Genomic DNA, 13,576 nt, shown 5'->3' with positions numbered 1-13,576 from the left:
AATTCTACTCACAGCTTGAAGGTTGTCAACTCATTTTTCCGCGGTTCAACGGGAGATAGAGACAGAAGGTGCTTCCCTTCCCCTCAGCGCTCTCAAGTTCGATCGATCCACCCAGCAATCTCGCCAAATCCCGACTGATCGACAGACCAAGTCCTGTTCCCCCGAATTTCCGACTAATGGACCCATCAGCCTGTTGAAAAGCCTCAAAAATGGTGTGATGTTTGTCTTCAGAAATACCTATTCCCGTATCTTGCACGGTGAAAACAATCCATCGACTCTGATTGCCGGACTTCTTGGTCTGCTTGGTGCTCACGGTCAGCGTGACTTTCCCCTGATGCGTAAACTTAATGGCGTTGGACATCAAATTCCGCAAAATCTGCTGTACCCGCTGGGGATCAGACCACAGGGTCTCTGGCAACCCTGACTTCTTGTCCAAGAGTAACTGAATTCCCTTTTTCTCGGCAACCAGTTGGAAGTGACTCATGGCATCTTCAATCAGCTGTGTAAGACTGATATCCTCCAATACGATATCCAACCTGCCTGCTTCCACTTTGGACAGATCGAGAATGTCGTTGATTAACGTAAGCAGCTCCTGACCAGAATGGTCAATCATTGTTGCAAAGCGTACGATATCCTCCTGCTCCATCGTATCGCTGTTCTCGCTGATCATCTGGGCAAAGTTTATGACACTGTTCAGCGGTGTACGCAACTCATGCGACATATTCGCAAGGAATTCTGATTTGTATTGCGAAGCAATCATCAGTTGCTTGGCGCGGTCTTCCAACACAATCTGGGCTCTCTGTAATTCTTCCTTCTGCACAGACAATAACCGGTTTGTGCTCTGAATGAGCAAAATTCGATTCTGTTCGTTCTGAAAATCACGCAAAATAAAAGCAAAAATAAGACTGAGCAAAATACCTGCGGGAAGAGTATACGGCATAATATGGGAGAAAAAGTATGTAGCCGGGATGACGCCAAAGATCGCGATGTTGACACTATTGACCACATTTACAATGACAATAACCAGTACACCTTTCACAATCAGCCTGTAGTCACTGCGTCTCATCCATATATTTAAACTTGCGCACAGCACTCCAAGAACGGACATATTGATCACTGCCGCCACCGTAGCATCCGTGATGCCAAAGGTCAGCCTCGTCAGTCCTATTCCAACGCCCACAATGATAACACTATAGGGTTGTCTATACGACAGAACAGCAACAATTAAAGGTACGTAACGAAGATCGAAGATCACTTCATCAGTGAGTTGAAACCCAAACACCGTACTGATCCATCCTGCAGCGATAAAAACAAGTATTGAACTAACCTGCTTCACTTTGGAAGAGGAACGTATTACGATGTATTTATAGAACACACTAGCAAGATAAGCAACGGTTATGAGCATCCCCATATTCAATACGAACATTTTTGAAAATTGCATTTACTCACTCCTGTTGTCCGACTTCATTGAAGGAAATGCCTTAGTTCATATATATCTATCATATCATGCCCATTCACACTTCGACATTCCTTCCTCGTCAAAATAATGCACAAATATACACAAATTAGCATTCAATTTGTGCGATGGACGTAGTAAAATATATTGTTGTTTAAATTTGAACTATATAAGTTGAACTAAAGATTATTTACACAGACACTACGATGACAGAACAACCTTCCAATCGCTGTTATCCCCAGATTTTATGGATTCCCTTTTCTGAAAGGGGAAAATCCGTGGATAAAGGCGACCGCTTTGCTTTTTCAGGTTTTTTCTGTCCTCTCCGTTACGTGTAAATGCTTAGTTCAATTTATATATGTAATTGCTGTGGTCATGTTCCTATTGAACATGAATGAAAGGAGAACAGATGTTGTGCAACCGTTAAAAAATAAATCCTATTGGCTGTCGCTAAGTTTGATGCTTTCCTTGGCCGTCATGGGGGTGTTCTATGATATTCTGAACAGTCCAGAACGCGGATTCGCTGTACTTGATTCCCCACTTGATCGGATCATTCCTTATGTGCCCGCCATGACCATTCCCTATCTGGGCTGGTATCCGTTTGTATTCGGTGTATTGGCTTATCTATGCGCCAAGGATCGGCTCACTTATTATCGTGTCCTGTTATCCATGAATATCTGTGTCTGGATCTGTTACCTGATCTATTTTAATTTCCAGACCATGGTACCTCGCCCCGAGTTAACAGGTACAGGTCTCGGTGCATCAGTTCTTGGATGGCTGTACAGCCAGGATCGTCCATATAATTGTTTTCCCAGCATTCATGCTCTTCATTCGTATCTGGTTATGCGTGCAGTTCTCTCGGTTCAGACCATCCGCCGGCAAGTCAAACTGCTTATTGCTGCAGGTGCAGCCCTGATTATACTGTCCACACTAATGATCAAACAGCATGTCATCTATGACGCCTTGGGCGCAGTTATACTGGGCGAATGCGTTTTCACGATTATATCGGGCCTTGCACTACATCGTAGACGCAGAAAAGAATCGAAATGGACCGAAGGGATCAGCTGACCCCTCGCTCCGATGGCTTCCAAAGATTTTGCTGCCGTCTCCACTCATCAATAAATAAACCTGCGAAATAGGGATCCCACTGGGTCCCTTTTCCTTCTTCCAAAATAGCTAATGCTTTCTCATGACTCATCCCAGTTCGATATGTACGATCGGACGTCATCGCATCAAATGCATCGGCTACAGCAATAATACGGCCAAACAGTGGAATCTCTTCCCCTGCCATACCATCCGGATACCCTTTGCCGTCATATCTCTCATGGTGAGATCGTACACCCGGCAGAAAATCTGCCATGGCATCGATGGGTTCAATCTGTAACAGGATGCTCTCTCCAAGTACGGGATGTGTGCGAATGACGGCGAATTCCTCATCGCTGAGTTTTCCATCCTTCAACAAGACCTCATCGGGTATTCCGATTTTCCCGATATCATGGAGCAGTGCTGATTTGTACAACAGATCGGCTTGTTCTTCGGTCATGCCGCTAAGCTTGCCAATCATAAGCGAATATTCTGCCACACGCATGGAATGACCGGCCGTGTATTTATCTCGGGCATCCAATGCGGCGGCAAGCATAGAGAAATAACTTTGCAACAGCTGCCGATTGCGCTCCTGTCTCATTTCAAGCCGGTTATTCATCATATTGAACCCGGAGATCAGCGCAGAGAATTCATCCGCATACAGATCCGGTGTTCTTCTGCAAAGGGCTCCCTCCTGAATTCGGTTCATCTCTTCCGTCAGCTCAACGACCGGACCCCGAACATCTCGAATCAGCAGACAACTGCCCACCATGGCAAACCCCGCACCCAAAACTACAATGAGAATCCCCCATCGGATATACTCTTTCGCAAATTCGCTATCCATATACTGAAACCGGATAAATGTAGCCAGGAAGAACAGAAACAACGGGAACAATCCAATCAACGCTGTACTTAGCTGAAATTTGCGCTGAATAGATACCAGGATGCGTCCTCCCAGAGAAGGTTCCATACTGTACTGGACCTTGCCTCGACGACGAACCTCCAGCAGCAGGGGCCTAATGGCACTCACAGTCAGGAAATACTCAACCAGAGCGTGCATCATGGCGATCAAAATCGCACACGCGGCTGCCACTCCAACATATCCATAAGGAAATTCCAGCCATCCTGTAGATATCATCCATAACGTTAATCCGACTGCAGGCAGTGAAAAACCAAGCATATGCGGACCCAAAATACGATAGATGGTCTGTCCGGGCAATCGATGAATATGCTCATACATTCGGGTCAATTCATCCTTCTCGTGATGCTCTGATGCAAAGAAATGCCGAAGGGGTCCAAGCTGTGTCCGTAAAGTAATCCCTTCAGCAACCAGCATAAACAAAAGTGAAACCAATACTATGATGATGAGTCTTACGTATTGAACATTCGATATTTGTAGGGTAGACGCCATAACCACTGTACCCACAACAAAAACAGCCGTCAGTGAACCGATAAGATAATTACGCACCAGACGAAAGATAAATGAACGGTATACTTCCACCCAAACCCCTCACTCTCTACATACAATCAGTTCTCCCCATTGAGGAAAGAGGGAAATTAAGGGTATTGCTTACTAATTGTTTATCGGCTATTTGCGCCAAAAAATTAATTAAAGTAGCGGATGGGATACTGCCCTTCTGAATGACATAAAAATCCTCGTCTGACTTATCTATACTCCAAAAACATCATAAAAAGACTGTTCCCCGCAGGGAACAGCCTGATATGGCAAGATATCTCTTATCCTTCAATCTTGGCTGCCAGAACCATTGAACCGCGTGGCTGGTCACCCATCGCGTCGGGCTCCAGCGTGATCGCAACCGTATCGTATCCGCTGGATTCCAGCGTGTAATATACAGCCCCCGTTCCGTCATGGGTCAGGAAGGTACCGGCATTCTGTGCAGAATCCCCCTTGATCAGCCAAACCTGGAATGCCTCATTGCCCTGGAGCTGTGGCAACTTCTCGGCCTGTACGACAAGGTGTGTACCTTTGTCGTCAATGACAATGGTCGCCAGTCCTTCAGCGACGATATCCTGGGTGGCCGGGCTTAGCTTCACAGCCTCGCCCATGCGCACAGAGCGCGCTGGCTGTTGCAAAGCGGCCAACTGATTTGCCAGCTGCTCATTCTGTGCCTGCACCTGAGCGAGCTGGTCTTGCGTTGCCGTCAGCGAACTTACCTGGCCCTGCAGCTGCCCAGCGTACACGCCGAGCACCAGCGCCGCCGCCGCGAGGCCGGCACTCACCACGCGCCAAGCGCGGCTGCTGCGCGCACGCGCGCGCCCTTGAGGCTGCCACGGCTGTGCCTGTGCAGCCTCTTCCACCCGGGCCGCACGTTCGTGCCGCGGCGCAAGGTCCGACTGAAGCACCACGGGTGCTTCAGTCTCCGCAGGAGCAGCCGCCGGCTTCGTCCCGGCGCTCTCCTGCACGTGTCCGAGCACGTTGCCCAGCACACGTGCTCGCATGCCAGGCGGCGGTGCAACAGGTTCCGCCGCGAGTGGCAGGAAGCCAGTTACTTCCTGCAATTCCTTTACCTCCTGGCGACATGACTCACAATTCGCCATATGAGCTTCAAATGCTTCTACTTCCTCTGCTTCCAGTCCGCCCAGCACATACATCGGTGCCAGATCAGACCATTCCTCATGTCGTTCCATCATGGATGTATGCCTCCCTTCCCGCGTCCGGATGCAATTCTGTATCCGCAAGCAGCTTCTGAAGCTGCCGCATTGCAAGCCTGACACGGCTCTTTACCGTACCCAGCGGAATCCCGAATCTGCTGGATACTTCCTGCTGCGTTAAGCCCGCATAATAGATCGACTCAATGACCTGTTGCTGGTCACCATTCAACTGGGATAGAGCCTCCTTGATGCGGACACCCTCCAACTTACGCTGTACTTCTTCTTCCGTATTTGTATGTTCATCGGCATATGCCGCCATTGTCTCATTTTCTACCGAACTTGCGGCTGCACCTTTGGATTTGCGCCTCAGCATGTCCACTGCAATATTTCGCGTAATCGCAAACATCCACGTGGTCAGCTTCCCCTGTGAGGGCTCATATCGTTCAGCGTTGTTCCAGACCCGCAGGAACAGTTCCTGGACAGTCTCTTCTGCCGTCATTGGATCGCCAACAATCCGGTAGGCAAAAGAATACACCGCCCGCTCATAGCGGTCATATAAAAGCTCCAGTGCGGAAGCATCACGTTCCGCAATCTGCCGCATTAACCTGCTGTCCTCCATTGTTTCAGTCATGCGAGGGCCCCTTTCTGTATCTTCCCTCTTATTATAACCTACGCATAAACATTTGAAGAAGATTACCTTATTGAAGAAAAATGGTTGAAATATTATCGCATTGGTTTTCAAACAAAGCTTCACCTTTTCTTTATATTGCAAAAAAATACAACCTGTGGTATGATATAAGAGTTGTTATTTAAACAACCTCATATGATTTTCTGTCTTCTTTAAACCCCGGAATATTTTCTTCATGCTGCGACCGCAGTAAATTAAGTACAACTAACCTATGAAGATTGAAGAACCTGAATCACAATAACCCGGTATTACAGAGTTTCACAAGATGTTCCCATTCACACTGGCGCGGTCATCGGAGCCGCAAGGACAAAAGAGAGGTAGGGCTTTTGTTGTTTTGGATGTCACTTATTCTTGAGAAGATTGAAAACATACACAAAGCACCCGGAATTGGGTTCCGGGTGTTTTTTCTATGTCTAGTTACTGTCAGTTACTATTCCGCTCCTATTGGAAATCCCTCCAGACACGCAAAAAGCACCGATATAACATCGGCGCCTTTCACGGGAGTCACACTAATCCACTTCTTGTTAGATTTGCTGCTGCAACAATTAGATAAACATCGTTTTGGAGATGATCACCAGCAGGATGAACAGTACGAGAATGGTTCCCATCGAACCCCAGCTGCTTCCCCCATACCCATAGGAAGTTCCACAACCTTTTTGATAACCGTGCATCACTGGAGCCTTATTGGCATGGTGTCCATACCCATAGCCATATCCCATTGGCATTGTTCCACAGCCATATCCATATCCATACCCATGCATTTCATGACCTGTGTATTGGTATCCTTGCATATGATCATAACCTCCCATATGTCCGTATACGTGTCCCTGTCCGTTCGGTGAATTCGGTTTTACTTCACTCATTGTTCATTCCTCCTTAACATTTGCCTACACCCCTAACCTATGTATCCTGCCTACCTCTGGACCGGGCTATTGCCCTCCTTTTGACAAAATAGGCACTTATCCCGTTCGATTACAACTTCATTTTCTCAACAGTAAAACCAGGAATCCTGGACTGTTCTGCTTGTCCCAACCTAAAAAAACCCTACCGGTTACCCGGCAGAGTTCACCATGTTATACCCAGAAAGATTTAGTGATGATAACGAGAAGTATGAACAAAACCAAAATAGCACCAGTCGATGTCCATGCGCCGCCGTATCCACCTACAACTCCACTCATGCAAATCCCTCCTTTTATTTGAGGTACAGTTCACTATATGCAGAAGTCATACGCTAGACCGGGCTATGCTGAAAAATGGGCTGTTCTTTATCTGGATTATAATCTCAGTGGACAGATATAAGGTATCAAATAGAACATCATTAAGGGGATTGAAAAGTAGAAGTGCACATATATACAGATGATGGTTCTATAGTCTTACTACGATGTTGAACCACTTTCTGACATATTCAATCATGTTTAAATCCCTTAATTTAATACATTATATTCAATTCAAATTACCATTACGGTATATTTAACTTGATTTATAGTTACCAAATACAGTTGAATTACCTTTTCGGTAAATATCACTATTCATATCTTTTAGTAATGCTATTATTTTACTAATAAAGTAGAAAGGAGTGTCTATGCCCACTCTTGGCGAACGCATTAAATATTTAAGAGAAATTAAGGGTTTTTCACAGAATGAACTATCCCAAAAAACCAACCTTACCGTAGTGCAATTGTCCCGGTACGAAACCAATCATAGGAAGCCCGATCCAGATGCTTTAGGCCGTCTAGTGGATGTTCTGGGAACAAGCGCTGATTATCTAATTGGACTTACTAAAAAACCCTTTCCCAATTTCAACAAAGATTTGGATTTAACCATTTTGTCTTATCTGGACCATCCTGTACACGGGGCCTTTCTTAGGGAATATCTTAATGCTCCTGATCAGTTAAAGGATCAAACCAGGCAATTTTTAAAATTTATCATTGAACAATCACGTACCCCAAAAGCTTGATTATTCCAAACAAAATGATGACCTTAGAAAAAATCCCAACCGATGGGAAGCACATTAGGAGAAATTAGACATTATGAAAAAGCTTATTAAAATTTTGGCATTAACCGCATTTCTTAGTGCTTGTGGTAATTCAGAAACAACAAAAACAGCTGACACCCCAACTCCGGAAGCAACCAATACAACCGAAGCTGTCTCAGCTGAAGCTAAAGGAACTAAATATACTACATATAGTGGAGAAGGCTTCTCATTTTCGTATCCAGATCATTGGAAAAGTGTAGATACAAGTCAATTGAATACGCCAGCAATTAAAGCTGCTTTCTCGGACCAATCCTCATCAGCTACTTTTGCAGATAATATTAACTTTATTATTGAACCCAGTCCGTCAGGCTCAACTGATCCTGAAGAATTCGCCAATAGCAATGTCAACTATTATAAACAAAACGGTGCTACTATCGGTATCTCCGATTACAAAAAAACGAGCTACACCAATAAACCCTACAAGGATTATAGTGCCGGTGTATTGGAAGGGTCCTATAAGCACTCCTCCGGCACAGATGTTATTCTTGTCCAGTATATAATTCCAACAAATACGGAACTTTACAGCATGACGTTAACCTACGCCAAAGATACTTATAATCAAGATGAAGTTAATGAAATCCTTGACTCCTTGAGCATTACTGCTCCTCTAGAGCAAACAGCACCAACTGCAACGACTGGAAATTCATCTGCTGCTGCAACAGCTGGCGATTTCTTTAATGATTTAACACCGCTTGTCACTTCTAATGCAGCCGTATTAGAACAAGCTTCTTATGATTTCTTTGCCGAACAAAGCGATTTATTTCCTGCCAGTACCGCAGAGCTTCGCAAAAAGGCAAAAGGCCTGGTTAACTCCAAAGTGACGACCCGTCATCTGAATAAAAATGTGGCCAACTATTATGAGGCTTTTGTAAAAGTGAGTGGGCAGGTCATTCAGATCGAAGAAGATAACTCTCTCGGATCAACCTTTTCCATTGTTCTCCTTATGGATGATAACGGCAATTATGTTACTGCGATCTACCCTGCGTCGACTGGAGATCTGCTTGACGGCGATTACGCTACTATTATCGGTGCGCCGATTGCCAACTTCTCTTTCGAAAATGTTAGTGGCGGTTATACCAATTCCACTTTGATTGGCGCAGCCCTAGTAGCAGCAGATTAAAAGTGTAATGGTTAACAGGTGCCCAGCTCTAAAAAGCTGGGTTTCTTGGCGTTCTTGAAACCAATGATCCTTATTAATTTGCACGAAATTATTCGCACGAAAACGAAACCCTCTAGCCCTCTTGTCATACTACTCTTATTAAAATGAACATCTTTAGAACTATTTTAATCAATCATTTCTAAAATTCATGAGCATATTAAAATAACATCCTTTCATTGGTCAGTCCAAAATTGATTCATAAGAATTAAAAATATAAATACTTTCTCCCGTGTCAATCCTCCCTAATTGGGGTATTATTCCTAGGTATGACATACTTACATTGGAGATGATGATGCACGTGAAAATGAAAAAGGTTATTATTGCTTTATCCATTGGGATGTTGATTGGTTCCTCATCCATGGCTGTTGCAGCGACCTCCAAAAAGGTACAGGCCACTTTAGCCAACTTTAAAGTTATCGTAAACGGCCAATCCAAGTCTGTAACATCCGATCAATTGCTCTATAAAGGTAATACATATCTTCAACTACGCGAGGCTGCTAAAATCCTCGGTTATGAAGTAAAGTATGCAAGTGCAACTCGTTCTATTGAATTTTCTGCAAAAAGTCAATCTCAGGCAGAATGGATCACTTTGATTGATTTGTCTGCATCCAATGGATACCAGGTTAGTCTCAAGGGAGATTCAGCCGATGTATATAACATTTCAAAAAAATCAAAAACGATCCTCAGCGTCAACGCTAACGGTCTTAAAGAGAATGAAGAAAAAGTGGTAACCGATCCTTCTGGAAAAACAGTTCGTGTAAAGAAACTCCAAGGGTCCTTGGTATTAAACAGAGCTGACCTCAAAAAAGCAGGTTTAATTTTATAATTTCCTGTAAACCTAAAAAGCTTCGCAAGGAGAATTTCCTGCGAAGCTTTTTTCTTTATGAATTAGGCCATAAAAAGGTTAGCCCTATAGGTTGTGAAAGAATCCCCTTAATTCGGACGTACCTGACGCGATGTCAGTTTGTCTTGAACCGATTGCAACTTCTGTATGCTTGAGGCATCCGGCTTATCACGACGGTCGTCGATCTTGACGGATGTGGAAACACGCTGAGCTCCTGACAGAAACGGTGCTTCATGAAGAGCTGCAATTGCTGTAAAGACCTCGTTAAGCGGGCCTTCAATAATGGTGCTCATTGAAGTTAACTGGTATGTAATGCCCCGTTGGTGTTCCAACACCTTCTGCATGTCCGCCACATAACTGCTCAGACTGGTCGTCCCCGTTCCGATTGGAATTACAGTCACTTCTGCTATTGCCATTTTCGCTCCGCCTCCTCTGGGCCCCGTGAACAACCGTTGCCGCTTAATTTCAATCGATTTTGATTGTTTTTATTCTACCAGTTGGATACGTAACAATTCAATCTGACGTGAAGACGTCATCCGAATTGACCAAAAAATTTTTTTGAACCATCTTCAAATCTTCCAGTCCTTTTCCTTTGCGGAATCTCGGGATTTTTGGTATACTCGGAATTACGTTTCAGTGTACTGACCCACTTTACAAACACAATATGTTGGGTTAAAGTGTGTTCACAGGCACAAAATGTAGTAACACTAGAATTCTCCACTTCTAAAAGTCAACTTCTGCATTCTCGTGAAAAACAGGATGAAATCACCTCCAAAGGCACGTCCCTGTAGGTGTAAATCGCTTTCTCGAAACAGAATTGACAGGGAGGTTAACGGGGCTATTTGGACTGTACCCGGTATCCTCAAACTACAGACACGTCCGCACTAGACAAAAACTTACATAAGCACCCTTTTCTGTCATTATTGCGAACCAATATGACCGTAAGGAAGCCAGAGCATCCATGGGCATTTTCAGCCGCGAGGCAGGGAGAATGCTTTTTATATGAGCAAGTTCTGTGTTGTGCTGGTTTTTGTTCCTCTGTTAAACGATTTAAGACGTGACCTGTCACCGCCGTTTCAGTCCGCAATACGCAACCTATATCTTTTTTCTCACCGTAAGAAGACACTCAATTCTTTATATACAAAGAATTTCTCCAATTTATCTCTTTAACATGCGAAAGCGAGGAATATTCATGCCACAAGTTGTGACCAAGCCGAACAACCGCCAGCTTGCCTTTGATGATATGCGCATATCTGTATATGCCGACCGTATTCTGGAAGGGCTGGACATGCTCGACAAGGAACGTCTGGTACGCGGTGTAAACAGCAAGCTCCGTCGTGATGAAGTTACCGGAGACGAGATCAGCAACGCTTTTATGATGAGCGCGCTGGAACTGGTAACCAAAGAGGAGCCTAACTGGAAATTTGCAGCGGCACGCTCCCTGCTTACATCCCTATACAAAAAAGCGGCCACCAACCGCAGATACAAGTCGTACCCGGACGAGCCTTATGGCGCATTCCATCCTCTTCTGGTAGATCTCGTGAAGAAAGGCATCTACCGCGAAGAATTGCTGGAATGTTACACCAAAGAACAGATCGACGAACTTGCAGAGTGCATTGACTACCGCAACGATCTGCTCTTCGATTACATCGGCTTGCTCACACTGGCAGAACGTTACCTCGCTCACGATTTTGACGGAAAAGTCATGGAATTGCCTCAAGAGCGTTACATGGTTATCTCGATGTTCCTGATGCATCAGGAGCCTGCTGAGAAACGTATGGATCTCGTCAAGGAAGCTTACTGGGCAATGAGCAACATGTATATGACAGCAGCTACACCTACGATGTCCAACGCGGGCAAGAAAGTGGCCGGACAACTCTCCAGCTGCTTCATTGATACCGTGGACGACTCACTCGAAGGTATCTTCGATTCCAATACAGATGTAGCACGTCTGAGTAAAATGGGCGGCGGCATCGGCGTTTACCTTGGTAAAGTCAGAGCCCGGGGTTCGGATATCCGTGGTCACAAAAATACAAGCTCAGGCGTTATCCCTTGGATTCGCCAACTGAACAACACAGCGGTCAGCGTAGACCAGCTCGGTACACGTAAAGGTGCGATTGCCGTATACCTGGACGTCTTCCACAAAGACATTCTCGCCTTCCTCGATCTGAAACTCAACAACGGTGACGAGCGGATGCGTGCGCATGACGTGTTCCACGGCATCTGTCTGCCTGACCTGTTCATGGAGCGGGTAGCGAGCCGCGGCGAATGGAGCCTGTTCTGCCCGCATGAAACAAAGAAAGTGATGGGCTGGACAGACGAGAATGGTCGTCCACTCGGGCTGGAAGATTTCTACGATGAGTCCTTTGGCGAAGGTGCGTTCCGTGATAAATACGAAGAAGCGGTCAACCACCCGCTGTTGTCCCGCATCACCGTTCAGGCGATTGATATTATGAAACGTGTGATGAAATCCCAGCTGGAGACAGGTACGCCGTACATGTTCTACCGGGATACCGTCAACCGTGCGAATCCGAACCGTGCACACGGGATGGTCTACTCTTCCAACCTTTGTACCGAGATTATGCAGAACCAATCTGCCACTGTGGTAGAAAAGGAAGAACTCGTAACCAAGGATGGTCAAACACGCATCGTGATTTCCAAAGTGCCTGGCGACTTCGTTGTCTGCAACCTGAACTCCATTCATCTGGCACGTGCCGTGCCTCATAATGTACTGGAGCGTCTGGTACCGATTCAGGTGCGCATGCTGGACAACGTGATCGACATTAACAACATTGAAGTGCTGCAAGCCCAATATACCAATAGCCAATATCGTGCAGTCGGCCTGGGTACGTTCGGACTCCACCACCTGCTTGCTCTCGAAGGCATTCGCTGGGAATCGGATGAAGCTGTTACGTATAACGATAATCTGTACGAAAAAATTAACTACCTGCTCGTGAAAGCCAGCATGGAGCTGTCCAAGGAAAAAGGACATTATCCGAAATTCAAAGGTTCCGATTGGGAAAGTGGTCACTACTTCGACCAACGCGAGTACACGTCAGGTGAGCGCGCAGGCGAATTCGTGACTACGGAACAGTGGAAAGAACTGCAAGCCGAAGTACGACAAAACGGTGTACGTAATGCCTGGTTGTTCGCTATTGCACCAAACGGTTCCACGTCCATCATTGCCGGTTCTACAGCCAGCATTGATCCGCTCTATGAGCTGTTGTCTTATGAAGAGAAAACGACATACAAGATTGCCAATCCGGCACCTGATCTGTCCGAAAAAACGATCTGGTATTACAAAACAGCGTTCATGGTCGATCAACATGCTTCCATCAATATGGCTGCTGCCCGTCAACGCCACGTAGATCAGGGACAGAGCTTCAACCTGTACGTTCGTCCCGATATCAAAGCAACAGAATTCCTGGAACTGCACCTGCACGCATGGAGAGCCGGCATGAAATCGACTTATTATGTTCGTAGCCGGGCATTAACCATTGAAGAATGCGATTCTTGCGCAAGCTAATTTTTATCCGTGATAGAGAAGATTTACTAGATCCACGATGACCACCAGGGCATCCTGTTTTGATTGCAAAATGGCGTTGCCCTGGTTCTTTTTTGCCTAAAACACGATCACAGCATCGCAAGATGTTGATATAGATGCTTTTTCCAAAGTTCTGTCGGCAGAACATTATGAA

General features: G+C 45.5%; 13 protein-coding genes. 5 read left to right on the top strand and 8 right to left on the bottom strand.

The window, feature by feature from the left end; all coding sequences use genetic code 11:
- Nucleotides 1–25: 25 nt before the first annotated feature.
- On the bottom strand, nt 26–1,441 hold the full coding sequence (locus tag ACR32F_RS02595) for a sensor histidine kinase (protein ID WP_440115867.1): 1,416 nt from the start codon (nt 1,439–1,441) through the stop codon (nt 26–28).
- A 429-nt stretch (nt 1,442–1,870) separates the two neighbouring features.
- On the opposite strand from ACR32F_RS02595, the gene ACR32F_RS02590 reads away from it, so the two are divergent.
- On the top strand, nt 1,871–2,524 hold the full coding sequence (locus tag ACR32F_RS02590) for a phosphatase PAP2 family protein (RefSeq protein ID WP_440115865.1): 654 nt from the start codon (nt 1,871–1,873) through the stop codon (nt 2,522–2,524).
- Here the strand turns inward: ACR32F_RS02590 and ACR32F_RS02585 are convergent.
- The 6 genes from ACR32F_RS02585 to ACR32F_RS02560 form a co-directional block, all read right to left on the bottom strand.
- Entirely contained in the window at nt 2,517–4,040 is a 1,524-nt protein-coding gene (locus ACR32F_RS02585) for an HD-GYP domain-containing protein (RefSeq protein WP_440115863.1), read from the bottom strand. The genes ACR32F_RS02590 and ACR32F_RS02585 overlap by 8 nt on opposite strands.
- 236 nt (nt 4,041–4,276) lie before the next feature.
- A complete protein-coding gene (locus ACR32F_RS02580) occupies nt 4,277–4,903 on the bottom strand; it encodes an anti-sigma factor (RefSeq protein WP_440119657.1) in 627 nt (208 codons plus the stop codon).
- 10 nt (nt 4,904–4,913) lie between these two features.
- The gene (locus ACR32F_RS02575) at nt 4,914–5,081 is read right to left on the bottom strand and encodes a hypothetical protein (RefSeq protein WP_440120085.1); all 168 of its coding nucleotides are present in this window, start codon (nt 5,079–5,081) and stop codon (nt 4,914–4,916) included.
- 93 nt (nt 5,082–5,174) lie between these two features.
- Nucleotides 5,175–5,783: an RNA polymerase sigma factor gene (locus ACR32F_RS02570; RefSeq protein ID WP_440115861.1), complete on the bottom strand. Its 609-nt coding sequence runs from the start codon at nt 5,781–5,783 to the stop codon at nt 5,175–5,177.
- A 602-nt stretch (nt 5,784–6,385) separates the two neighbouring features.
- Nucleotides 6,386–6,703 (bottom strand): hypothetical protein, encoded by a 318-nt coding sequence (locus ACR32F_RS02565; RefSeq protein WP_440115859.1) that lies wholly within the window; start codon nt 6,701–6,703, stop codon nt 6,386–6,388.
- 210 nt (nt 6,704–6,913) lie between these two features.
- On the bottom strand, nt 6,914–7,018 hold the full coding sequence (locus tag ACR32F_RS02560) for a sporulation protein YjcZ (RefSeq protein ID WP_192262833.1): 105 nt from the start codon (nt 7,016–7,018) through the stop codon (nt 6,914–6,916).
- A gap of 404 nt (nt 7,019–7,422) precedes the next feature.
- Here ACR32F_RS02560 and ACR32F_RS02555 point away from each other — a divergent pair, with 404 nt between their 5' ends.
- The 3 genes from ACR32F_RS02555 to ACR32F_RS02545 all read left to right on the top strand — a co-directional run bounded on the left by ACR32F_RS02555 (nt 7,423) and on the right by ACR32F_RS02545 (nt 9,860).
- Nucleotides 7,423–7,797 (top strand): helix-turn-helix domain-containing protein, encoded by a 375-nt coding sequence (locus tag ACR32F_RS02555; protein WP_440115856.1) that lies wholly within the window; start codon nt 7,423–7,425, stop codon nt 7,795–7,797.
- A gap of 73 nt (nt 7,798–7,870) precedes the next feature.
- Nucleotides 7,871–8,995 (top strand): hypothetical protein, encoded by a 1,125-nt coding sequence (locus tag ACR32F_RS02550; RefSeq protein WP_440115854.1) that lies wholly within the window; start codon nt 7,871–7,873, stop codon nt 8,993–8,995.
- 343 nt (nt 8,996–9,338) lie between these two features.
- Nucleotides 9,339–9,860, top strand: a complete 522-nt coding sequence (locus tag ACR32F_RS02545) for a stalk domain-containing protein (RefSeq protein WP_440119656.1) — start codon at nt 9,339–9,341, stop codon at nt 9,858–9,860.
- A 107-nt stretch (nt 9,861–9,967) separates the two neighbouring features.
- Here the strand turns inward: ACR32F_RS02545 and ACR32F_RS02540 are convergent, their stop codons facing one another.
- Complete coding sequence (locus tag ACR32F_RS02540) at nt 9,968–10,294, bottom strand: MTH1187 family thiamine-binding protein (protein WP_440115852.1); 327 nt, start codon at nt 10,292–10,294, stop codon at nt 9,968–9,970.
- 776 nt (nt 10,295–11,070) lie between these two features.
- Here ACR32F_RS02540 and ACR32F_RS02535 point away from each other — a divergent pair.
- A complete protein-coding gene (locus ACR32F_RS02535; RefSeq protein ID WP_440115850.1) occupies nt 11,071–13,404 on the top strand; it encodes a ribonucleoside-diphosphate reductase subunit alpha in 2,334 nt (777 codons plus the stop codon).
- The last annotated feature ends 172 nt before the right edge of the window (nt 13,405–13,576 follow it).

Origin of the sequence: Paenibacillus hebaui, assembly GCF_051934385.1 — a bacterium.
Taxonomy (GTDB): Bacteria; Bacillota; Bacilli; order Paenibacillales; family Paenibacillaceae; genus Paenibacillus.
This window is presented reverse-complemented; position numbering and strand designations above follow the sequence as displayed.

Bases quoted from the DNA above. Each gene is read 5' to 3' on its own strand.
- ACR32F_RS02595 (WP_440115867.1), bottom strand. From the start codon at position 1,441: ATGCAATTTTCAAAAATGTTCGTATTGAATATGGGGATGCTCATAACC.
- ACR32F_RS02575 (WP_440120085.1), bottom strand. From the start codon at position 5,081: ATGTCGCCAGGAGGTAAAGGAATTGCAGGAAGTAACTGGCTTCCTGCC.
- ACR32F_RS02570 (WP_440115861.1), bottom strand. From the start codon at position 5,783: ATGACTGAAACAATGGAGGACAGCAGGTTAATGCGGCAGATTGCGGAA.
- ACR32F_RS02565 (WP_440115859.1), bottom strand. From the start codon at position 6,703: ATGAGTGAAGTAAAACCGAATTCACCGAACGGACAGGGACACGTATAC.
- ACR32F_RS02560 (WP_192262833.1), bottom strand. From the start codon at position 7,018: ATGAGTGGAGTTGTAGGTGGATACGGCGGCGCATGGACATCGACTGGT.
- ACR32F_RS02555 (WP_440115856.1), top strand. From the start codon at position 7,423: ATGCCCACTCTTGGCGAACGCATTAAATATTTAAGAGAAATTAAGGGT.
- ACR32F_RS02550 (WP_440115854.1), top strand. From the start codon at position 7,871: ATGAAAAAGCTTATTAAAATTTTGGCATTAACCGCATTTCTTAGTGCT.
- ACR32F_RS02545 (WP_440119656.1), top strand. From the start codon at position 9,339: ATGAAAAAGGTTATTATTGCTTTATCCATTGGGATGTTGATTGGTTCC.
- ACR32F_RS02540 (WP_440115852.1), bottom strand. From the start codon at position 10,294: ATGGCAATAGCAGAAGTGACTGTAATTCCAATCGGAACGGGGACGACC.
- ACR32F_RS02535 (WP_440115850.1), top strand. From the start codon at position 11,071: ATGCCACAAGTTGTGACCAAGCCGAACAACCGCCAGCTTGCCTTTGAT.